Origin of the sequence: Pseudomonas sp. CFBP2511 (genome assembly GCF_030209255.1) — a bacterium.
GTDB lineage: Bacteria > Pseudomonadota > Gammaproteobacteria > Pseudomonadales > Pseudomonadaceae > Aquipseudomonas > Aquipseudomonas avellanae.
This window is the reverse complement of sequence record NZ_JARVSI010000007.1, coordinates 116,062-137,134: the sequence shown is the minus strand read 5'-3', so window position 1 is coordinate 137,134 and position 21,073 is coordinate 116,062. Positions and strand designations below refer to the sequence as shown.

Sequence of the window (21,073 nt, the reverse complement as noted above, 5' to 3'; positions counted from 1 at the left end):
GGCTGCGCGGCACTTATCGATCAGATCGGCAAGGTGCTGACCACGCGCAGGGCGAGGCCTTCGTAGGCGTCCAGGGTGATCGTGAACTCACCCTGCTCGGTCAGATCGCCTTCAACCCGCTCGTTGATGATGTCGACTACAGGGCCTGGCGCGATGCCCGGCAAGTGCAGCGTTTCAACGAGGGTCTCGGCGCTGAAATTGAGCGCGGTAATCTGCGTGCCCTTGCCCGCCGGTAACTCGTGAACCATGACCAACAGCCCCGGATGCTCGACATCCGGGATCAGAATCTGGCGGCTCGCGGCGATGTCGTAGGCGCGACGCACGGCAAGAATCTTCTTGAGCTGCGAGGCAAACGAGTCAGGCCGCTGGAGCTGACTGACCAGGCTGCCATACAGCGTCTTCGGACGCGGCATGTCGCCAGCAGAAAACTCGGCTTCCGGGTCCAGATCGACCAGATCATAAGCGCCACGGTGCACCCACCGCGTATCACCGTCCTGCATGAGGTGCTCGACCTGCTCGGCCGGAAGCGTCAGCGCGCCGACCAGGTCCCAGCCAGACAGCGCGAACACACCCGGCTGCATGGCGTTGTACATCACCAGCAACAGGTGAATGTGCTGGATCTGCTGAATGTCGGCATCAGTAATCGTGCTCAGGTCCCGAATGCCCAGTGCCGCCGTGATGATGCTTGCCGTCGTGCAGGACACGCCGTTGGTGACGAACTTGAGGTTGTAAGGCGCGTGTTCGCCGGAAAGCTTCTCGTACATTTCTTCGCGGATGTGCTCACGCAGAATGTTGCCGGGGAACGTCTGACCCTGATAGTGGAACGTGTCGTGGGCGTGCAGCGTCCAGAAATGCACCAGTTCCAGGGTCAGTTCGTCGTGGTTCTGCAAGGCGTGGATCAGCGAAGCGGGATCAATGCCATACGCATGAACCTGACGTAGCATCAAGCGCAGGAATTCGGTGGTGCCGGTCAGCAGCGCATGCTGATAAGCCGGGCGTGTAATGAAGTCGTAAGACAGATCAGCACCGCCCTGGCCCATGGACGCGATGTCATCAATGGTCAGGTTCAGTTCCTGAAAGCTGAAGCCGCCCGCCTTGCGGATTGCCCCGGCCAGCAATTGGTTGCCAGTGATCGACAGCGGATGACTTTCCGACCAGGCAGTGCCTTCGGCGCGACGTTCGACACCCAGAAAGCCGTTGGCGTCCAGGCGCAATACCCGTGCGCCCATGACATCAATAGCATGCAGCGCATCACCAATGATCATCTGCTGCGCGGCAAAGCTTGGGTCCAGCCAGTTCAGTGAGGGCTGGCCGTCCTTGAAGTAGTGCAGATAAACCCAGCGCCGGGCCTTGCCATCGACGCCTTGCACCACATCAGTGGCACTCCAGTCGGTTTCCTTGACGCCGGGCTCGAAGAAAATAACGCGCTGCAACTGGCCGACGATGTAATGCTTGTCGCGCAGCTGGTCGACCACCTCGGGCATCAGGTTGACGGCGTCGCGGCCAGCCGCGACCTCGGGCAACAACGGCCAGTCTTCTTCACGGATCTCGACCATATGGAACAGGCCGGGGTAATCCTCGTACGCCATCTCGGCGAGACGGAAATCTGCACCTTTGCCGGTGTGCGACGGGATGATGTCGTCAATGATCACTGCGTTGTGCGCCGCAGCGATGCGCGACAGGCTCAGCAGTTGCGCCTCGGTGCCCAGGTCCGGGTCGATGCCGAAGCTGATGCGGTCGAAGTTGCCATCGATACTTGGCGTCCGCTCGCGGCCCTTCAGCCCGCCGGACAGTTTCAGCGGCCCGTTGTGAATCCCCTGAATGCCGATCTCGGACAGCGCGTGCCACAAGGTTTCGTCGCCCAGCGCTTCAAGCACCGAGCCGCCTTCGCGAGTGACGATTGACGCCGGGTAGGCCGTGAACCAGACCGAGGCGATGGCAGAGGCGTCTCTGGGACGTGCCAGCGCGAATGGACGCTGCCAGAGCCTGCCCTGCCCCGAATAGGTCTTGGCGCGCTGTCTTGCGGCATTAAGCATCGATTGCTCGACCAGCCAGTCCACGTACTGCTTGTCCGGTATCGTCATAGCGTCCAGTCTTCCTCTCGAATCGGCGACTTTGGACGCTCCGCAGGCGGAGCGCCCTGAATGTGTTACCTACGGATATGAGCCCGGCGGGCCCGATTCGTTGCATTGATGTTCAGACCCGATGGCCTTCGACAGGGTTTTGGACCTAGTAATTAGGTGCCGCAGCGGCGGATGGTTTTTTCAACGCCTGTATCACCGCATTGGCCGCGCTGGACAGCAACGAGGCCGGCCGCGCGACTACGCTAATCTGGCGCGTTACGGCCAGTGGCAGCGCAATGGGCTCCAGCTCTCCGAGCCGGCCGCCCAGCAAGACGCTGGGCACAATAGTGATGCAATGCCGCTTCGCGACCAGATCCAGCAGCGTGTCCAGGCAGGTCAGTTCGCCACGCTGGCTGAGGCGCACCTGCGCCGCTGCCAGTTGCTGGTGCAGGCGCTCCACACCAGGATGTCGCCAGGCAACATAACGAGACACTTGCGAGAAATCGGCGAAACTCTGCGACGCCGACGGCTTGCCACGCGCGACGGCTAGCACGTAATGATCTGACCAGTGATGGTGCTCCAGATAATGTTCGTTGAGCACCGTACCGGGCACAATCAGGATATCGGCCGCCTCCCTGATCAACGAGTCCAGCGACGGGCTCTGCTCGCCCCGGTGCAGCACGTTGAGGTGAATATCGGGGTAATGATGGGCAAGAAAGTCCAGCGAGGCGCTCAGGCTGGTTTCTTCGATGTGCGTGTTGTAATGAATGGTTACGCTGCCACTGACCCCATTTTTTTTAGTTGTTCGAGCGTGGCCAGAACATTTCCAAGGGTCTGGTTGATGATTTTGCCTTCGGGCGTGAGGGTGCAGCCGGTGCGGCTGCGGATGAACAGGCGTTTTTCAAAGAAGTCCTCGACCTCTTTGATCGCGTAGCTGATGTTCGACTGGCTGCACCCCAAAATGGCGGCGGCCTCCGAGAACGAACCGTGCTGCGCAACGGTTTGCACGACTTTGAAGAAGTGGGTTTTCATGTGACCTGCACTCTGGTTTTGCGAGGGTTGACGCGTGTCGGCGGCGGAACTGGAAGCCGCTGAGCCGGAAAGGGTCGGGAAACGGAAAAACCCGCTGACACACCGACATGTCCGGGTTATCGGCCATTCAAACGTTGCATCAGACGGGGGTAAGGCACTTGCTGACTGACCCGGTAAAAGGTTCGCCATGCACGTTTCGGGCACATGGCTTCATCAGCGAAACAGGCGGCAGAGCTGGAGGTCTCAGTCGTTCTCGGTCCAGTCGAAATCCAGTTGCAAAGCAGTACGTTCGGCCAGTTCACGGCTGTGCAGGCGCTCGACCAGATGAAGGCTCATGTCGATGCCGGCAGAAATGCCCGCGGAGGTCACGAACGAGCCTTCATCGACCCAGCGCAGGGTGCTGAGCACGTCCACCGAGGGGAACATCTCCTTGAGATCGTTGATGTCTTCCCAGTGCGTGGTGACCTGCTTGCCTGCCAGCTTGCCGGTCTTGACCAGCATGAACGCCCCGGTGCACACGGCGGCTACAACGCGACCAGGCTGTGACTGATCGCTGATCCAGCCAATCACGTCGGCTTTTTCCAGTTCGGCCGTCACTACGCCGCCTGGAATGATCAGGCAGTCCACAGGCGGATGGTCGGTGATAGAGAAGTCCGGATCGACCTTGAGCCCGGCACGCGCACGTACCGGGGCCATGCTGCGGCCAATGGTAAACACGTTGAACAGTTGGCGGTCGTCACGGCTTTTGCGGGCATGCATGCGTGTCGCCGTGGTGAACACTTCATAGGGGCCAGCGAAGTCGAGAACCTCGACATCGTCATAAACGTAAATACCGATATTGAGTGGCACGAATGGGCTCCTGGGTCTGCTTGCCAGACCACTTGCATGTTAATGTTTCAACCGCGGAGATTACGCAGTAGCATCGAGCCAAACTACTGGCTGAAATGCCAATATGCGGTAACATCACGCCATGAAAAATCATCTCGTCGTCGCCCTCATCTATAACCAGCTGTGCACCTTCGAATTTGGCTGCACTGTTGAGGTATTTGCCCTCAAAAGACCCGAACTGGGGGTCAGCTGGTACGAGTTTGCAACCTTCCCGGTTGACGACGGCCCGATCACCGCGGCTGGCGGCATCACCATCGTGCCGACCCCGGGTGAGGTACTGCTGGAAAACGCCGACACCATCATCGTGCCGGGCTGGCGCGGGGTGGAGTCCCAAGTTCCGCAACGCCTGATCGAACAGCTTCAGGCCGCCCATGCCCGTGGCGCACGCATCTGCTCGATCTGCACCGGGGCGTTCGTGCTGGCGGCGGCGGGCCTGCTTGACGGGCATAAGGTCACGACTCACTGGCGCTACACCGATTTGCTGGCAACCATGTACCCGGGGCTGAGCATTCAGCCCAACGAGTTGTATGTGGATCAGGGCAATATTGTCACCGCTGCGGGCTCGGCGGCCGGGCTGGACATGATGCTGCATCTGGTGCGCAACGATCATGGCTCGCGAGTCGCCAACATGGTGGCGCAGCGCATGGTCATCCCGCCGCACCGCGAAGGCGGGCAATCTCAATACGCCTCAAGGCAACTGGTGGCGGCCAGTGACGGCCCGATTTCCAACCTCATGGACTGGATTCGCGGTGATCTGCAACGCCCGCACACCATCAAGGAAATGGCCTCGCGAGCGTCGGTCAGCACGCGCACCCTGCACCGCAGCTTCATGGAAAGCACCGGGCTGACGCCTTATGACTGGCTGCTCGGCGAGCGCGTGGCGTACGCCAAGGAACTGCTGGAATCCTCCAAGCTGCGCCTCAACGAAGTGGTGGACAGGGCCGGCTTTGGCTCGGAAGAGTCGTTTCGCCGACACTTTCGCAACCTGGTGGGTATCAGCCCGAGCAGTTACCGCAAGCAGTTCGCCCGGACCTGATGTAGATCGCGTCGACCATCGATTCGGCAAACTCGCCCCAGGCGCCAGTCGTGGCGGTGTTGGTCATCGCTACCAGGCTGATGGCAGACACCGGATCAACCCAATAATGACTGCCGTACAGCCCGCACCACGACCAACTGCCTGCGCCCTGCCGCTGCCCGGCGGCCGACGGGTCGGTGAGAATCATGGGCCCGAGGCCGAACTTCCAGCCCGGCCCCCGCGCGGCAACACGCGTCTGGCCGATGGCGTTGCTCAGCAAGCGCCGGGTGCTGGCCGTGCTCAAAACAGGCGCACCGCCCAGACGCAGGCATTCCAGCAAGCTGAGGTAGTCATCCGCCGTGCCCAGCAGGCCCGCCCCACCTGACTGGTAAGCGCTTGCGTCATAAGCGCGAGCGGACGACAGCCGAGCCCGGCCGCTGTCGAGCATCAACACATCGCTATCGCCAATTCGCTGAGGGCCACCAGCACTGTCTTTGTAGGCACTGGCTAAAGGCAAACCCTGCATGGGCCTGAAAGAAGTCGCGCTCATTCGCAATGGCCCGGTGACCATGCGCGCAATAGCCTCTGGCAACGCCAGCCCGGTGGCCTGCTCGATCACCGCGCCCAGTACATCGGTGGCCAGCGAGTATCCCCAGGCGCTGCCCGGCTCGAACAGCAACGGCAGACCTGCCAAGCGACGCAGGTTTTCCTGCAAACCGAACGCCACGCAATCCAGCCCGTCCGACACCCTGCCTTGTTCATAAGCGTTATCGGGCATTCGCTCAAAGCCGTAGCTCAAACCGGCCGTGTGCGACAGCAATTGCTGCAAGGTGATCAAGGGCTCGCGGCCACCCGCCAGACGCGGCCGAAATGCTGGCAGCCAGTCTGTCACCGCTGCATTCAGGTTCAATACGCCCACTTCACAAAGCCGCAGCACGGTCACCGAGGTCAGCAGCTTGGTCAGCGACGCTAGGCGAAAGCGCGTGTCACGACTGACCGGCATCTGTTGCTCGCGATCAGCCCAGCCCCGCGCGCTGGCGTAACGCAACTGACCGTGCTGGGCAAGCAGCAAGACCCCGCCGACAATCCGGCCCTGATCGACAAAACGCCGCCAGACTCCGTCAATGCGCCGCACCGCCGGCTCATCCAGCAGGATCACGGCTCAAAAGCCTTTAACAGCGCGGCTGAAAATCTGCGCATACACGTGGGCCGAGTGTCGAACCGGGTTGGTGTGCGAGCAGCCGTCAGCAAACGCCATCATTCCGACCTTTTGCGCCTCACGGTCATCGATACCGATCTCTGCCAGCGTGTGTGGGATGCCGATCTGTTCGCGCAGGCTCAACAGCCAGTTCATTACCCCGTCGAAGCCTGGCTCGGGCAAACGCAGGTAAACCGCCAGGTCATCCATTTGCGTGAGCAGCGCAGCACGATTGGCCTCCAGCACGTAGGGCAGCACAATCGCGTTCAGTAACCCGTGGTGCAGGTCATAAAGCGCACCCAGGCTTTGCGCGATCGCATGGACGCCACCCAGACCTCGCTGAAACGCCGCCGCGCCCAGGCTTGAGGCCACCAGCATCTGCTGACGCGCCTCCAGGTCCTGACCGTCAGCGACCACGCGAGGCAAAAACATGTTGATCATCTGCATGCCCTTGATCGAAACCGCTTCGGCCATCGGGTGCCAGACCGGCGAACACCAGGCTTCCATACAGTGGGTCAAGGCATCGGCCCCGGTAGCAGCGGTCAGATGCCTGGGCAGGTCAAGGGTCAGCGTGGCGTCCAGAATCGCGATGCGCGGCATCATGCGGATATGCAGAATGGTACGTTTGACTTGCGCCTGCTCATCGGTAATGACCGAGGCACGCCCCACCTCGGAACCGGTTCCGGCAGTGGTCGGCAGCGCGATCACCGGTGCGATGCCGTGCGGATCGGCGCGCAAATGGTTCTGGCCGATGTCTTCGAAATCCCACAGCGGGCGGTGCTGACCGGACATCAACGCCACCGCCTTGGCGGCGTCCAGCGCCGAGCCGCCGCCAAAGGCAATCACCCCATCGTAGTCACCGCTTCTGTAGGCCTCCAGCCCCTCGGCGACATTGCGGCCGGTGGGGTTGCCCTTGACCCGGTCGAACAGCCCGCAGTGACCCAATTGCCTGCGACAGTCCTCCACCGCGCTGCAGATCATGTCGGTACTGCCGAGAAAACTGTCGGTGATCAACAGCGGCCGTTTTATGCCGGTCACTCGACAGGCGTCGGCCAGTTCTTTAACGCGGCCTGCGCCTGCACGAATTGAAGTCGGGTAGTGCCAGTCGTTGCTGTGCATCGGTTTATTCCTTTAAAAGTCGATTAAACGGGGGCTTCAGTGAAAAACGCCCGTGGGCAAAAAACCGATCAGCAAACGCAGGCCGAACGCGATCATGAAAAGCCCGGTGACAATATCGATGGCCTTTTTCATTCGCTGATAGCGGGCTTGCACGGCAGGGATCGAAAACAGCGTGGCCAGCAGCACGAACCAGGAGATCGCCAGCACGGCGATAATCGACACCCCCGCAGTGCGCACCCACATCGGCATGCCCGGCGTGGTGACGGTAGTGAACACGCTGGTGTAAAACGCCAACGCCTTGGGATTGGTCAGGTTGGTCAGCAAGCCGAAGCGATAGGCGCGGCTCAGGCTGCCGATGCCCAACGCGCCGACGTCCCGGGGTTTGGGCTGGCTGCCCGCGCTGCGCAGGCTTTTGGTGCCTAGCCAGGTCAGATAAGCACCGCCAAGCAGTTGCAAGGCCGGTTGCAACCAAGGCAATTGCTGAAACACCAGCCCTAATCCGGTGGCTGCCAGCAGCGCCCAGAGAATACTGCCCGAGGCGACGCCCAGACCGGCGCAGATGCCCTGCTGCCGCGACTGGCTGAACGATAACTGGGTGATGACCAGAAAGTTGGGGCCGGGGCTGATGATCAGCACGATGAACGCGCCCGCCAGTGCAATCAGCAAAGTGATTTCGTACATATCAGTAATTCCTTTTTAATCATGTGGTTAAAGCATTTTCTTCAACTGAAAAGTGATGCAACTTGACGTGTGATCAGCCAGCGTTTCAAGGCAGGATTCGACCGCCCTGCGCGCCTCGATCAGGGCTCGGCAGCTCGGGTCCGGCGTTGGGACGTAATGGTTGTAGAAGGTGCAGCCCTCCACGGCAGGCCCTAGAACCCAGAGCCGTTGCTGCACCCAACCGTCGCTGCCGATGGCGCGGCCAGACTCATCGGTGTCGATGCCGTCGGCCGGCCAGGCGTGCGCGGCGCGAATCAGGCCTTGCTCGCGCAAATCGTCGAGCAGCGCACTGCGATTGCCCGACAGCCCACTGGGGGCGACGCGTGCAGCCATGACGCTGTCGAAGCGGCTATCTGCCTGCTGCGCGTCGCTCATAGGCGCCAGAACCGTCACCACCCCGGCGTCGATCAGCGCCAGCAGGTCTTCGTGACGCTCCTTTTGCGGGCCGCCAACCAGACGGTTTCCCAGCCCGGCCCATGTGTCATAGAACGCCAACGTCGACGATTCAGTCAGGCCGTTGCGGTCCGCGACCAGCCGCAACAGATCGCGACAGTCGCGCCACACCTCAAGCGCCTGGCGGATCGGGCTGTGTGCCGTGCCCAGCCGACTCAGCGCCAAGTCACGCTTGATCCACTCGACGAACCATTGGCCATACGTGCCCGCTTCGCCTGTCCAGCGCTGGGTAGTCAGCCATTGTTCGGGGTCGAATTCGCCCCACTGCTCTGCCAGCCGGGCAAACAGCGCGGGCCTGGCAACAGCCTCGCGCAGCGTCCGCTGGACGGCCTCAAGTTGCCGCGGCGCATCGAGCCTGACCTTCGTCTGGTAAAACACTGCGCGCATTTCATCCTTGATCAGCGGCAGCACATCGGCCTGAAAGTCGAGCTGCCCGCCGCCGTTTTGCTTGCGCAGGTCTCCAATGGCGACGGCGGTAAAAAACAGCCGGGGCAATGCTGCATGGCGGGTTGGGTACCAGTGCGGTCTGGCATGAAACGGCAGCCCGCTGCGCGAATACATAAACACCCTGGGCTCGCGCCCTGACGGCAGATAACGCCAGCCGGCAAAGCCTGCGTCGCGCACATAGCGCCCGCCGCGCCCTTGAGTCAGGCTGGCCAGCGTGTCCATCGCCGTCAGCCCCAGCCCTTCGATGGCCACTGCTGCTCCGACGTCCTGCAGCTCGGTGGCTGAAGAAGCGTGCCCGCCGGTAAGGAATAGCGCATCGACGTTCATCTCCCGAGTCAGACTGCGCAGCCTGAAACCCGGCACATCAGACCTTGAACGGCACTTGATCACCCTTTCGGCGTAATGGCGCACCTGCACATGCGCCGGACACTGCTGCAGCAGGAATCGGTAACTGTGCTGCAAATAGCGCCCGAGCAAGGCACGCGGCACGAAGTCACCGAACGCTACCGGCCTGCCCAGCCCGTTTGTGCTGACATGACCGCGCTCGTCAAGGCGCACATCCTGAGCCCCGCACCACTGCAAAAAGGTCCAGCCCGCCGGCTCGCACGCCGGGAACGCCGAAGAAAACGCGGATAATTGGCCGGCCATTGTATTGAGCATCAGGTAATCCGGCTGCTGCGCAGAATGCAGCCCGCTGCCTGGAGGCTGTGGGTCAAATACCTCGATCTGCAACGGTTGCTGATCGGCATGCCGACTCATGCCAATCAGTTGCTCCAGAATGCTCAGCCCGCGTGAGCCCATGCCGATAATGGCGACGGTTTGCGTCTGCACGGCCATCACCAGCGGTTCGACTCAAAGAAGAATCGCGGCACCGGCAGCGCGCTGCCCTCTGCAAGCGCCTGGCGATACACACGCTGGCCCACGGCAAGGTCGAGCACGCCAAGGCCGAATGGCGAGAAGATCGATGCGCGATCCGGGCTCAATTCCACCTGGCCGGTCATCAGTTGCGCCAGCGTGCCGGTAATGAACGAACGGTGCTGATAGTGGCGCACCGCAAGGTCAGGCGACGTCTGAGCCTTGAGGCAATGCTCGACGTCATCAAGGATGTTGTCGGCCTGAGCGATAACCTCCGGCCCCAGATCACGCAGTGAGATATTCAGCACCACTTGCCCTGGGCGAAACACCGGTTCCAGAACGTAAGGGCGCGGCGCGGTGGTGGCGAATACCACCACATCGGCCTGCAGGCAGGCGTGCAGGTCCGTTTGCTCGCCGCTCAACCGATGCCGACCGGCAGCGTGGCTAATCAAGGCCAGCGCTGAATCCTCGTGCTGATCGAAGACGCTTACCGAGTCCATCGCCCAGCCATCGCTGACAAACATGTCGAGAATGGTTCTGGCGATGAAACCGGCACCGATAAACGCCATTCGCCTGACGTGGCGCTGCTGACGATTCATCCAGCGTGCACCAAGTACCGCCGAGGCTGCGGTGCGCATGGCGCTGATCCGCGAGGCTTCCAGGCAGGCAAACGCATAGCCGGTCACAGGGTCATTGAGGATCAGCACCGCCGATGCACGTTGCAGGCCGGTGTCGACATTGCCCGGAAAGCTGGAGATCCACTTGATGCCGCTGACAGGCTGATCACCCGACAGGCTGGCGGGCAAGGCAATGATGCGATTGGCCGGCACCTCGGGAAAGCGCAGAAAATAGCTGTCGGGGTTGACCGTGCGCCCGGCCTCATGGGCCAGATACGCGGCCTGCACGTCGTCGATACAAGCCAGCGGATCAGCCGCCAGCAGCCGCGCCGTCACTTCCCCGTCAACCACATGAAAATCCGCTTGCGCTAGGCGCCCGGCCGCCACCTCACAAGTTGAACACACACCCTGTGGGCGCGAGCTTGCTCGCGAAGGCGTCACCAATGAACCAACGCTTTCGCGAGCAATCTCGCGCCCACAAAGAGGTGTATTTTTACTGTTCGAGAGGTCTGTCAGGGTCATGCTCAGCACTTCACGGCCGAAGCGCTGCTCGACCCATTGGTCGTCGTACAGCGTGTCTAGGTAGCGCTCGCCCCAGTCAGGCGACAGCGCAACCACCACCGAGCCCGGCTCTATCCGCTCGCGCCAGGCGTGCACCGCTGCGATCACCGTTGCCGTCGAGCCGCCGACCAGCATGCCTTTGCTGCGCGCCAGAATGCGGCACATGGCAACAGCGTTTGCTTCCGGGACCATTTCCAGTGCGTGAATACCATCGCCATTGAAGATCGGCGGCCGCTGACTGGTGCCCAGACCCGGTATGAAACGACGGCTGGCCGGGGTGCCAAAGGTCACCGAGCCCACGCTGTCGACGGCGATGATTTTGGTGGTCGGATGGTGTCGCTGAAAATGCTGCAGGCAGCCCATCAGCGTGCCAGTGGTTCCGGCCCCTACGAACAGGTAATCGACATGGCCGAAATGCCGACTGATCGAGTGCGCCGTGGTCCGCGCATGGGCTCTCGGGTTGGCCGCGTTCTCGTATTGATTGAGCCAGACATAACGCGGATCGCTGGCCACTTTCTCGCGAATCAGCGCGATGCGTGTGCCGAGAAACCCGCCGTTGGCATCCGGAATCTCGACCTGGATGACCTGCGCGCCATAACTGCGCATCATGCGGATGTTGTGGCTGGAACTGTTCGGATCGACCACGCAGGTAAAGGGAATCCCGCGCTCGGCGCAGATCATCGCCAGCGCCACACCCAGGTTGCCGGATGAAGACTCGATCAGCGTCGTCTGTGGCCCAAGCAGGCCCCGGGCCTGCACGTCATTGACCAGGCCGACGGCGGTCTTGAGCTTGATCGAGCCCGCCGGGTTGAGTGACTCCATTTTCAGGAAAAAATCGGGACCCACACCCGTGACCTTGAGGAAGGTCTGGTCGTGAACAATGTCGCCAAGGCTTTGATACCCAAGAGCTTTGTGCATGAGGTTCACGTCCACTGTGCCAGCAACGGTGCGTCGGTCGCAGGCTCAACAGCCCGCTCAAGAGCACTGGCAATCCGCCCGGCACGCAGCGCCATCAGCGAAAACGACTGGCTGTCGCTGATACCGTGGCTGCGCTCGGAAAGACCGTTGACCCAGATATTCACGTCGCACGCGCCTTGAGTTGCAACCCGGTAATCGCGGTCGATCAGCAGCCCGCCATCCACGTCGGCTGCCAGCCAGGGCTGCAACCCGCTCAGCAGCGGCGGGATCAGGTACTGCTGGTAGCCGGTGCCAAGCACCACGGCATCGACTTCCAGCACCCGAGTGCGTTGGCTGAAGGTGTCGGTGAGCTCGACGCGGTAACCGTCGGCAGTGTGTTCGATGGCGCTGATCACGCTGTAGGCATAGGTGTGCAGGCGCGTGCGACCGGCGATGGAGTCCTCGTAGATCAGTGAAAACAGCTTCTGGCTTTCATCCGGGTCAATGCCTGCATAATTGGTCGAGCGGCTCCAGTCGAGAAAACGCTGGCGCGCTGCGGGGTTCAGGCTGTGGAAGTAATCGACGTGATCGGGGGCAAATACCCGGTTGGGAAACTGGCCCAGTTGGGTGAGTTTGAAACCGGCGCAACGGTGCACTGAGTGCACCTCGATGGCCGGGTCGCGGCTGACCAGTTCCAGCACCGATTCGCTGGCGCTCTGCCCCGAGCCCAGCACCAGCCAGCGCTTGGGCAGTTGCTTGCCAAAGGCTTGCAGACGGGTCAGAAACCGGGACGTGTGAAACAGCGTCGGGCCGAGCAGCGCCTCAAACGCTTGCGGGATGCGTGGCGCGCTGCCACTGGACAGCACCAGATTGCGCGTAGCGAAGCTGCCTTGCGGCGTGCGCACGCGTACTTCGTGCAGTCGGCCATTGCGGATCACCGGATCGATCTCGGTGACCGGCGTATCGAAGCGGGTGTGACCATCGACTTGCCGGGAGACCCAGCCCAGGTAATCCGACCATTCGTGACGACTGGCCGGACGGCCCAGCAAGCCGAAATCAAACATCCGCCCCTGATCCTTGAGGTACATGGCGAAAGAGAAGCGGCTGCGCGGGTTGCGCGGCGTCACCAGGTCGCGAAACACATGATGATTGATGTCGGTCCCGGCCAGCAGCAGCTCGCGATGCCATTGGGTGTCCGGCGCAGCTTCCAGATAACCGATTGAAAGATCGCCCAGAGGCTGACTGGCCTCCCGTGCATCTTCAAAGGCGCAGGCCAGCGCAATGCCGGCCGGGCCGAAACCGATACATATGGCGTCAGAATGCAAAGAATGTGGTGTCGAGTTACCCATGAAGTTCCTGTCCTTAGAGTTGGCGTAAAGCACTGTTCTTGGTGTGTGCGGTCATCAGATCGCGGGACATAACCCGGCAGGGCCGAGGTTCCAGAGGCGCGTCAACGCGCTTCGGCATTCGCCCTGATCGAAGCTGACGACACCCAGTGGCGTGTTGAAAATGGTGCGACGCAATTGGTCCGGCAGTGGCTCGGCGTACCCGTTGCCATTGCCCAGTTCGGCCAGCACGTAAAGCATCAGCAGGCTTTCGCGGAAATAGATGTGCGGCTCGACAGCGAACAGCGCCCGGTGCAGCGCGCTGGCCTGACACATCTGTGCCGTGCTGTCGGGTCCGCCGAAACCGATAACGAAGGTAGTGCGCTCATGTTTCGAAGCGACGCCCAGATACGGCGACGCTGCGTCGTCCGTCAGCACCAGCGGTCGAGTGCTGCCCGCCAGCCGACGCGCCTGCCAATGCTCGCGACTGGTCTTGAGACGCCCGGCAAATACCTCCACGTCGGCGCACTCGCGTTCGTTGACCCGCTGCAGACCGGCGCGGGCCAGTACTGCGCCGATGGCAACAGCCAGCGCCTGCCCATGTGCGCTGTCATCGGCCTGCACGTGTACGCGCGGCCACTGACGAGACGCCAGCCAACTGACCAGATCGCCCGCCAGTTGCCGGTCCGAAGGGCAAAACCGAAACACGTTGGGGTGCTCCAGCGTCAACCGGTCAATCGTTGCCGCAGGCGTCAGCAGTGCGATACCGGCCTGCTGATACAGCGGCGCGGCACTGATCGCGGCGTCCGAAGAAAAATGGCCAACAACCACATCGGCTTGCCAGTCGATCATTTGTTGCGCCGCCTCAGCGCCGCGAGCCGCATTGGCTCCGTCATCGAGAAAGTGCCACTGCACCCGCGCAAGGGCCGGAATGCAATTGCGCGCCACTGCCAGCGCCCGCATGAACGTCCGTGCATGCGGTGTGTCAGCGGGATTGAACAGCGCGCTGACGCCGACCCGCAACGCAGGCATACACGACGCGCCCGGCATCATGGCTGCCCCCCCGCCAGAACGACGTTCGGCATTGATCGGCACGGCGAAAAGGCAGACCAGCCCGGGCATGACCGGTCTGTTTGCGCCAGGTGCGCGCGCAGTTGCTCGACCGCAATCTGAGCGATGCCGGGAGCAAACTTGAAACCCAGCCCCGACATGCCTGCGGCCAGATAAACCGGACTCTGCTCGGCGCAGAAACCCAACAGCGGGCGACCATCGGCGCTGTAGCTGTCGAAACCCGGCAGCACGTCCAGTACACGAGCATTGCCTGCAAAGCCGCACAGTTGATTGATACGCGTGCAGGCATCCTCGGCGTGCCGCGCATCAGGCCTGGCCAACTTCTCAGGCCACAGACCGCTGTCGCGCAGGCCACAGCCGGTCTGCACGATCGTGCGGGTCAGCGGGATGGCGTAGCTCTGGGTGACGGCATCGATCACCGGCAGGCTCCAGTCGCTTTCAGTCACTACCCTAGCGAGAGGAATCGAACGCGCTTCCAGCCCTGCCTGCAACAAAGAGTGCCGCAACGGTAGCGGCAACAGATGCTGACTCCAGCCACCTGCGGCCACCACCACTGCCCGGCAACGCAGCGTCGCATCGCCCATTTCGATGTGGACAAGGTCAGGCGCCCGGCACTCGATGGCCTTGATCTCACGATGTTCCAACAGCAAGCCTTGCCGGCGGACCACCTGACACAGCGCAGCAACGGCCTGGCGCACGTTGCCGACGCAGGCGTGGGCCTCGAACAGGTTGATCCGCTCGGCTGCCGCACACTGCCGATAGCGCTCGCCGTCGAGTTCATGGCCTGCCAGCAGACGCATCGGGTAACGCGCGTTGCCGTACTGTTCGATGGCGCGGCACACCGTGCCCAACTGGTCGGCAGCGGCCCGATAGATCACCCCGGTGCGCGTTAAAGCGCGGGCATACGTGCCCGCGAAAATGCCGTCGTTGATCAACCCGATGGAATACGCCGCCAGTTCCATCAGCAGCGGATCGGTGTCGTAAAGACGCACCAGCCCGCCGGAGTACCCGCTCGCCCCCAGGCTGCCGGCCGCGCCTTTGTCGATCAAGACGACAGACACACCTGCGCTGCACAGCTTCGCCGCGATACTGGCGCCGGTGATCCCTGCGCCAACCACCGCTATCTCATAATCGATGAACATTGTGGTGCATCCGTTCAGATGGAGTATTCAGCGGCCGAGCCGTTCATGAGCGTGGCGTTGACCCGGGCTTCGGGCAGCCCGAATGCGGTGATGAGCTGCGCTGACATATCCGGAATCAGCGCTTTGCCGGCCACCGCGATGAACGCCGCCAGGTGACTGACAGGGCGGCCCTCGGCCAAACGAGCGCGGGTGATGGCAATCGCATCCAGCAGAACACGAGCCAAGCCTTTCATGGAGAACTGCGCAGGCTCTGCGGCGCGGGTCCATTGCAGGCGCAAGGCTTCCAGCAAACCGGCATCCGTCCCGCAGACACCCCTCCATCCACTGTCGTCGCGACTTTTTGCGGCCTCCAGCAAGGCGGGGAAAAAGCCATTGAACAGCTCTTCCCGCCATTCAAAGAAATGCGTCATTCGAAAATCGCCCTCGCTGTCCTCAGGCGCAATGCTCGCCAGGTACAGGCGCGCGCTGTCGGCGCAGGCCTGACGGGCCAGATCGCCAACCCAAATCGCATGGTTGCGGCTGGTCGACAGATTCAGGCCATCAAGTTTGAGGAACTGATTGGGCACGAAGCGCTGGCGGACCTTGATGCCCTGCAGCACCGACAATTGCGCCGGGTAGACGATGGCGTGGCTGAACACGCAGTCAAAACCGAGAAAGTGCACCAGCGTGCCCTGCCCCGACTGCCAGTACTGACCAAACAGCTCGGGGCGGCCGATGCTGTCGGCGTACTCACGAAACGCAGCCATGTAGCCGGCCAGCCCCATGAACCAGGTATGCACCCGACACGCGCCGTCGGCTTGCAAGTCGAGCCCGCCGTCACCCGGGCGCGTCACGCCCCAGTCGTGCAGGTGCTCCAGCGTGTCGCGCAACCAGCTGTCGAGGGGCTTGCGCCACGCCTGACCGATCAGGCGATTACCCAGTTGCGGCTTGAAATCAGCCAGTTTGAGAAACGCCCGGTGCGCGGTTTTCCACTGCGACGGCTGCTGGCAGAGCTTGCAGTGCAAGCCGCTCATTAGTTCTGCGTCGGGGGCCTGGGCGCAGTTCTCGCACTGGCTGGCATCCGACTCCGCGCCACAATAGTTGCACTGGCCACGGGCAAACGCCTCGTAACCCCAGACAGCACAATCAGGGCAATAAGGCTCGCTGGAGTCGCGAAACTCGATCGCCCCGGCGTCGCGCAACGCCGTGAACACTTCGCCCACCGCTTCGGCGAACCAAGGGTTATTGTGCGGACGCATCCAGTTGTCAGGCTTGATATTGATCGCCGCCAGCGAGGCTTCGATGCGATCCGAGTTGCGATGGGCCAGCACCACCGGATCGACGCCCTGCTCCAGCCCCTTGCGCAACATGTAGGACTGGTAATCGTCGGAATAGGAGACCAGCACGCAGTCGTGACCGCGTTGGCGCTGCACACGGGTGAACACATCGGCGGCCAGAAACGGGCCGGCAATATGGCCGATGTGCAGGTCACCGTTGGGGGTCGGCGGCGTGATGGTCACGATGAACTTACTCATCAAGGCACCCCGTGGTTTCGCTGTGCTGCGCGACGAAGGCGTTGACGTGGTTCATGTCCCACCACACCACGTAGAAGTGGAAGTCCTCGGTGGAATCATTGATGACGTAGTGATCGGTGTGTTTCGGAATGGCGGCAATGTCGCCCACCGCAAAATCCATCTGTCTGTCACCCACCACCAGCCGCGCATTGCCCTTGATGGCAATGAAAATCTCTTGGTCGATCTGGGTGTGCGCCGTGCTGCTTGTGCCGGGGCGGACCACGCACCAGCCACCGGCGAACGGCATCGGATAACCTTCCCACGGCAGCAGACGGCTGCCGTCGAGCCCGTACTCATGTACAAGGGCGTCGAATGGGGTTTTACGGTGTATATCGAACTTTTCCATGCTCAGTCCCGTACGTTTCAAGTGCGGTAAAGCATGAAATTGTTGCCGGATGTTGGCTATCCGATTGCCGGATAGCTCGGGGGTGAGTCATCGAATTTCTGGATGGCTGTGGCGCCAGGCGGTACGCCGACCTATCTTTTTTGCCAATGACTGGTATCGATAACGCTGATAATTGAATCGAGGGCTGCGGTGTTACCTTCGTCGGCGATGAATCGAACATATCTCCCGGCCTCGCGAATCCGCGTCACGAGGTCAGTGAATGACTGCTCTGCTTCATCACTCCTTTGGTTAGATCTTTAAGCCATCTCACATTGCGTGCGGTGGCTTTTTTTTGCGTTTTCATAACCCTTTAAAGATCGAAGCCGTCCACCACATTACGGCGCTCGTTCTCACTGCGCATGTCGTAGCTGGCGGTGGTCGAGATATGCGTGTGATGGGCCAGTTTCTGGGCAATCGACAAATCGAACTCTTCGATTACCCGGGTGATAAACGAACGGCGGAAATCGTGCGGCATGATGTCCACGCCAACCTGCCGCCCACGCTGTTTGGCGATGAAGTAAATGGCGTGTTTGGTGATTCTGTCGCGGGTGATGTGGCTGCCGCGTCGAATACGGTTGAACAGAAACAGGTCATCGCCCTGCCCCGGCTGGAGGCACGAACGGCGCAGTTCCAGCCAGTCGTTCAACGCCTTGAACGCCCATTCGGGTGCGTATTTGATCAACTGCTTGTTGCCCTTGCCCATGACCCGCAGGCTGCGTTCGGCAAAATCGATCTGGGCCAGGTCCAGATTGACCGACTCGGATTTGCGCATTCCCGACCCGTACAGGATGGCGATGATTGCGGCATCACGCCGCCCTTGCGGCCTGGGGTCTGCTGCACAGGCTTCCATCAGTTCACGAATCAGCGTGCGGCGGATGTTGCGGCCCTTGGCCAGTCGCGTGCCGCTGACCGGTTTGATCGAGCGGATCTTCAACAATTGATCGTGGCTGATCAGGTCGTGCCGCCAGGCTTCGTTCATCACGCCGCGAATGGCATTCACGTACAACGAGGTAGTGTTGGGTGCGTAATCATCTTCGCGCAGCGTGGCCACCAGCGCAGTGACATGGCCGGGCTGCAATGTGTGCCAGGGGATGTCATGAATATCCACGTCAGCCATGCCCAGCCGGTCAGCCGCATCCTGTAGCACGTAGGTCATGGTCAGGCGGCTTGAAGGGGCAAGACGGTCGAGGTATAGCCGCAACGGCTTGTTGACGTCCGGCAACGAAGGCTGGCTGATGACGCGTGCAGTCTGGTCGGTGTGCGGGTCTTGCGGCATGTGCAGCGACGCCTTTTCGGGTGCAAGTGCGTGGAGAATAGCCCCTGCGCTCTTTGTTCGTGATTCGTGTCAGGCGGCTGACTTTAGCACGGGGGCTTTGGCCCGGCACTCTCCGCTCAGCGCAACGGGCAATCCTCGGTAACACCTTGCCGCTTGAACGAAGCCCAGCCTGAGATAGCGTTGGGCGTCTTTCCCACACCGACAGTGAGCACGTACCTTGACCCTGGCGACCCAATCCATTGCACGTCGTAAAGCGGCTGCCGGTTTCTGGCTGTTGGCCCATCAGGTCAGCCAGCGCTGCGAAGCCGAGCGACTGGCGAACATCCGGGCTGGTTTTGCGCCCGGCTGGATACGCGCCGTACGCGACGCGCTCAGCCTTTGCCCGCAGCAAATGGAAGCGTTGTTTAACGCCTCGATGTCAACGCTGGAACGCCGACAGCGTCAGCAGCAGCCGTTGAGTCTGGTGGCCTCGGAGCGTCTGGATCGCGTCGCGATGATTGCCAGTCACGCCATGCGCGTGTTTGAAACACCCGAGCGCGCTGGCAAATGGCTGATCACCCGCAATACGGCACTGGGTGGTCACACGCCGTTGCACTTATGCGACACCGGAATTGGCAGCGCTCAGGTGCAGCAGGCGCTTGAAGCCTGCGTGCGAGCCTGAACGGTAACAATAGTGACGAGCTGACTCAGCGTGCGGTGTCCACCACCACCCGACCGCGAACCTGACCTGCGATCAGTTGCGGGGCGATGTCGATCACCTCACTCAGGCCGACCTCCCGGCTGATCAGCGGCAGCAGCGACAGGTCCAGATCATTCGCAAGCCTGGACCAGGCTTCAAGCCGGTCAGCACGAGGGCGTGTCACGCTGTCGATGCCGGCCAGCGTGACGCCACGCAAAATGAAGGGCGCCACCGAGCCCGGAAACTCCATGCCCTGCGCCAGGCCACAGGCCGCCACCACGCCGCGATAGCGAATCCCGGCGCACACATTGGCCAGGGTGTGGCTGCCCACCGAGTCAATCGCCGCCGCCCATTGCTCCCTGGCCAACGGCCGCCCCGGTTGCGACAAGGTTTGACGATCGATAATCTGCGCCGCGCCAAGCGTGTGCAGGTACTCGCTTTGCGCCACGCGCCCGGTTGAGGCGATCACCCGGTAACCCAGCCTGGCAAGAATTGCAATGGCAAAGCTGCCGACGCCGCCATTGGCGCCGGTCACCAGCACGTCGCCGTGTTCCGGCGTCACGCCGTGTTTTTCCAGGGCAATCACGCTGAGCATGGCCGTATAGCCTGCCGTGCCTATGGCCATTGCCTGCGCAGGCGTGAAGGCTTGCGGCAAGGGGATCAGCCATTCGCTTTTCAAACGAGCTTTTTGCGCCAGGCCGCCCCAATGGCCTTCGCCCACGCCCCAGCCATTGAGCAGCACCGTGTCGCCCGCCTTGAATTCAGGCGTATCGCTGGCTTGGACCGTACCCGCCAGGTCAATGCCCGGCACCATTGGAAAGCTGCGCACAATCGGGCTTTGACCGGTGATCGCCAGCGCGTCCTTATAGTTGAGCGTGCTGTGCGACACGTTTACCGTCACGTCACCTGGCGGCAATTGCGCTTCGTCGATATCGGTCAGCTTGACGTTGTAACCGGCTTCATTCTTGTCGATCAAAATGCCCTTGAACATGCGCACCTCCAATTTAGACTGATCGTCTTTAAATACCCCTGAGAAGAAGCGGGCCTGAGAAATCATTGCGGCAAGCCACGAAGATAGCCGGCAATAAAGGTGTTCAATGGATTGTCACTTTTGACCAGCCGCGCGCGAAGCACCGCTCCTTCCCAGCCGATCCAGAAAAAAGCCGCCAATTCGTTGCAGTCAGCGCGCCTGGACAATTCGCCACAGGCTTGTGCAGCGCTCAGGCAAGCGGCCAGTTTCGACTGCCAATCGAGGAAAATCTGTTCCAGCGTGTCGCGAAACCCTTCCGGCAACAGGCCGACTTCCTGACCCAGATTGCCGACCATGCACCCGCGCCGATAGTCGTGTCGGGCCATGCCGTGCTTGGCGCTCTGAACGAAACCGACCAGCCGTTCCAGTGGCGACAGCGCTTCGTCCAGCAGCCAGCGGTCCAGGCGTTGGGCGAAATAACGCGAATATTCTTCCAGCACTGCCCGGCCAAAGGCCTCTTTGCTGGGGAAATAGTGATAGAACGACCCTTTGGGAATGCCGACTTCCTTGAGAATGTAATCCAGCCCGGTGGCCGAAAAGCTTTGCTCGGTCAGCACCTCCAGACCGCGACGTAGCAGTACCTCGCGGGTTTCGAGGTTGTCGCGGTCCACTTTCGGTGGCCGGCCTGGGCGTCTGGCTTTCATGGGTAATTGAGTCATGCGGGGATATTAGACCGATCGTTTCTTATGTCAACCAAGCTACGCGAGCCTGACCTTTTGTCGGCAATGCCGGTTGCCATTCACGGGC

19 protein-coding genes are annotated in these 21,073 nt (G+C 61.5%); 2 read left to right on the top strand and 17 right to left on the bottom strand.

From position 1 onward, the window contains the following. Positions 1–20 precede the first annotated feature (20 nt). From treS to QRN38_RS06935, 4 genes are all read right to left on the bottom strand, one after another. Positions 21–2,084, bottom strand: a complete 2,064-nt coding sequence (gene treS, locus QRN38_RS06950) for a maltose alpha-D-glucosyltransferase (protein WP_007247128.1) — start codon at positions 2,082–2,084, stop codon at positions 21–23. Positions 2,085–2,229: 145 nt separating this feature from the next. Continuing rightward, entirely contained in the window at positions 2,230–2,799 is a 570-nt protein-coding gene (locus tag QRN38_RS06945) for a LysR substrate-binding domain-containing protein (protein ID WP_230678162.1), read from the bottom strand. 35 nt (positions 2,800–2,834) lie between these two features. Beyond that, on the bottom strand, positions 2,835–3,095 hold the full coding sequence (locus tag QRN38_RS06940) for a LysR family transcriptional regulator (RefSeq protein WP_003376691.1): 261 nt from the start codon (positions 3,093–3,095) through the stop codon (positions 2,835–2,837). Between the two features lie 243 nt (positions 3,096–3,338). Next, entirely contained in the window at positions 3,339–3,944 is a 606-nt protein-coding gene (locus tag QRN38_RS06935) for a DJ-1/PfpI family protein (RefSeq protein ID WP_005764534.1), read from the bottom strand. 121 nt (positions 3,945–4,065) lie between these two features. On the opposite strand from QRN38_RS06935, the gene ftrA reads away from it, so the two are divergent. Beyond that, positions 4,066–5,019, top strand: coding sequence for a transcriptional regulator FtrA (gene ftrA / locus QRN38_RS06930; protein ID WP_007247130.1), 954 nt, complete (start codon positions 4,066–4,068; stop codon positions 5,017–5,019). Here the strand turns inward: ftrA and QRN38_RS06925 are convergent. From QRN38_RS06925 to QRN38_RS06875, 11 genes are all read right to left on the bottom strand, one after another. Further along, complete coding sequence (locus tag QRN38_RS06925) at positions 4,979–6,157, bottom strand: serine hydrolase domain-containing protein (RefSeq protein WP_057417646.1); 1,179 nt, start codon at positions 6,155–6,157, stop codon at positions 4,979–4,981. The genes ftrA and QRN38_RS06925 overlap by 41 nt on opposite strands. A gap of 3 nt (positions 6,158–6,160) precedes the next feature. Next, entirely contained in the window at positions 6,161–7,315 is a 1,155-nt protein-coding gene (locus tag QRN38_RS06920; protein ID WP_057417647.1) for an iron-containing alcohol dehydrogenase, read from the bottom strand. Between the two features lie 36 nt (positions 7,316–7,351). Next, positions 7,352–7,996: a LysE family transporter gene (locus tag QRN38_RS06915; RefSeq protein ID WP_057417648.1), complete on the bottom strand. Its 645-nt coding sequence runs from the start codon at positions 7,994–7,996 to the stop codon at positions 7,352–7,354. Between the two features lie 27 nt (positions 7,997–8,023). After that, positions 8,024–9,772, bottom strand: a complete 1,749-nt coding sequence (locus tag QRN38_RS06910; protein ID WP_057417649.1) for an FAD/NAD(P)-binding protein — start codon at positions 9,770–9,772, stop codon at positions 8,024–8,026. Further along, entirely contained in the window at positions 9,772–11,886 is a 2,115-nt protein-coding gene (gene sbnB, locus QRN38_RS06905) for a 2,3-diaminopropionate biosynthesis protein SbnB (RefSeq protein WP_162491790.1), read from the bottom strand. The genes QRN38_RS06910 and sbnB overlap by 1 nt, the downstream gene beginning before the upstream one ends. Positions 11,887–11,891: 5 nt before the next feature. Next, on the bottom strand, positions 11,892–13,214 hold the full coding sequence (locus QRN38_RS06900) for a lysine N(6)-hydroxylase/L-ornithine N(5)-oxygenase family protein (protein ID WP_007247136.1): 1,323 nt from the start codon (positions 13,212–13,214) through the stop codon (positions 11,892–11,894). A 54-nt stretch (positions 13,215–13,268) separates the two neighbouring features. Further along, a complete protein-coding gene (locus QRN38_RS06895) occupies positions 13,269–14,222 on the bottom strand; it encodes an ABC transporter substrate-binding protein (RefSeq protein ID WP_057417650.1) in 954 nt (317 codons plus the stop codon). 17 nt (positions 14,223–14,239) lie between these two features. Next, positions 14,240–15,403: an NAD(P)/FAD-dependent oxidoreductase gene (locus QRN38_RS06890; RefSeq protein WP_057417651.1), complete on the bottom strand. Its 1,164-nt coding sequence runs from the start codon at positions 15,401–15,403 to the stop codon at positions 14,240–14,242. 14 nt (positions 15,404–15,417) lie between these two features. Further along, positions 15,418–16,917 (bottom strand): methionine--tRNA ligase, encoded by a 1,500-nt coding sequence (locus QRN38_RS06885; RefSeq protein ID WP_057417652.1) that lies wholly within the window; start codon positions 16,915–16,917, stop codon positions 15,418–15,420. Further along, a complete protein-coding gene (locus QRN38_RS06880) occupies positions 16,910–17,302 on the bottom strand; it encodes a cupin domain-containing protein (RefSeq protein ID WP_005764558.1) in 393 nt (130 codons plus the stop codon). Before QRN38_RS06880 ends, QRN38_RS06885 begins: the two co-directional genes overlap by 8 nt. Positions 17,303–17,651: 349 nt before the next feature. Then, a complete protein-coding gene (locus QRN38_RS06875; RefSeq protein WP_003376717.1) occupies positions 17,652–18,617 on the bottom strand; it encodes a site-specific integrase in 966 nt (321 codons plus the stop codon). A gap of 217 nt (positions 18,618–18,834) precedes the next feature. On the opposite strand from QRN38_RS06875, the gene QRN38_RS06870 reads away from it, so the two are divergent. Continuing rightward, positions 18,835–19,278, top strand: a complete 444-nt coding sequence (locus QRN38_RS06870; protein ID WP_057417366.1) for an Xre family toxin-antitoxin system antitoxin — start codon at positions 18,835–18,837, stop codon at positions 19,276–19,278. 25 nt (positions 19,279–19,303) lie between these two features. Here the strand turns inward: QRN38_RS06870 and acuI are convergent, their stop codons facing one another. Both acuI and acuR read right to left on the bottom strand, forming a co-directional pair. Further along, complete coding sequence (gene acuI / locus QRN38_RS06865) at positions 19,304–20,287, bottom strand: acrylyl-CoA reductase (NADPH) (protein WP_057417653.1); 984 nt, start codon at positions 20,285–20,287, stop codon at positions 19,304–19,306. A 62-nt stretch (positions 20,288–20,349) separates the two neighbouring features. Further along, on the bottom strand, positions 20,350–20,985 hold the full coding sequence (gene acuR / locus QRN38_RS06860; protein ID WP_074843451.1) for an acrylate utilization transcriptional regulator AcuR: 636 nt from the start codon (positions 20,983–20,985) through the stop codon (positions 20,350–20,352). Positions 20,986–21,073: the final 88 nt, after the last annotated feature.

Bases quoted from the DNA above. Each gene is read 5' to 3' on its own strand.
- ftrA (WP_007247130.1), top strand. From the start codon at position 4,066: ATGAAAAATCATCTCGTCGTCGCCCTCATCTATAACCAGCTGTGCACC.
- acuI (WP_057417653.1), bottom strand. From the start codon at position 20,287: ATGTTCAAGGGCATTTTGATCGACAAGAATGAAGCCGGTTACAACGTC.
- QRN38_RS06940 (WP_003376691.1), bottom strand. From the start codon at position 3,095: ATGAAAACCCACTTCTTCAAAGTCGTGCAAACCGTTGCGCAGCACGGT.
- QRN38_RS06900 (WP_007247136.1), bottom strand. From the start codon at position 13,214: ATGGGTAACTCGACACCACATTCTTTGCATTCTGACGCCATATGTATC.
- treS (WP_007247128.1), bottom strand. From the start codon at position 2,084: ATGACGATACCGGACAAGCAGTACGTGGACTGGCTGGTCGAGCAATCG.
- QRN38_RS06880 (WP_005764558.1), bottom strand. From the start codon at position 17,302: ATGGAAAAGTTCGATATACACCGTAAAACCCCATTCGACGCCCTTGTA.
- QRN38_RS06875 (WP_003376717.1), bottom strand. From the start codon at position 18,617: ATGCCGCAAGACCCGCACACCGACCAGACTGCACGCGTCATCAGCCAG.
- QRN38_RS06895 (WP_057417650.1), bottom strand. From the start codon at position 14,222: ATGCCTGCGTTGCGGGTCGGCGTCAGCGCGCTGTTCAATCCCGCTGAC.
- QRN38_RS06885 (WP_057417652.1), bottom strand. From the start codon at position 16,917: ATGAGTAAGTTCATCGTGACCATCACGCCGCCGACCCCCAACGGTGAC.
- acuR (WP_074843451.1), bottom strand. From the start codon at position 20,985: ATGACTCAATTACCCATGAAAGCCAGACGCCCAGGCCGGCCACCGAAA.
- QRN38_RS06910 (WP_057417649.1), bottom strand. From the start codon at position 9,772: ATGGCCGTGCAGACGCAAACCGTCGCCATTATCGGCATGGGCTCACGC.
- QRN38_RS06915 (WP_057417648.1), bottom strand. From the start codon at position 7,996: ATGTACGAAATCACTTTGCTGATTGCACTGGCGGGCGCGTTCATCGTG.
- QRN38_RS06890 (WP_057417651.1), bottom strand. From the start codon at position 15,403: ATGTTCATCGATTATGAGATAGCGGTGGTTGGCGCAGGGATCACCGGC.
- QRN38_RS06920 (WP_057417647.1), bottom strand. From the start codon at position 7,315: ATGCACAGCAACGACTGGCACTACCCGACTTCAATTCGTGCAGGCGCA.
- sbnB (WP_162491790.1), bottom strand. From the start codon at position 11,886: ATGCACAAAGCTCTTGGGTATCAAAGCCTTGGCGACATTGTTCACGAC.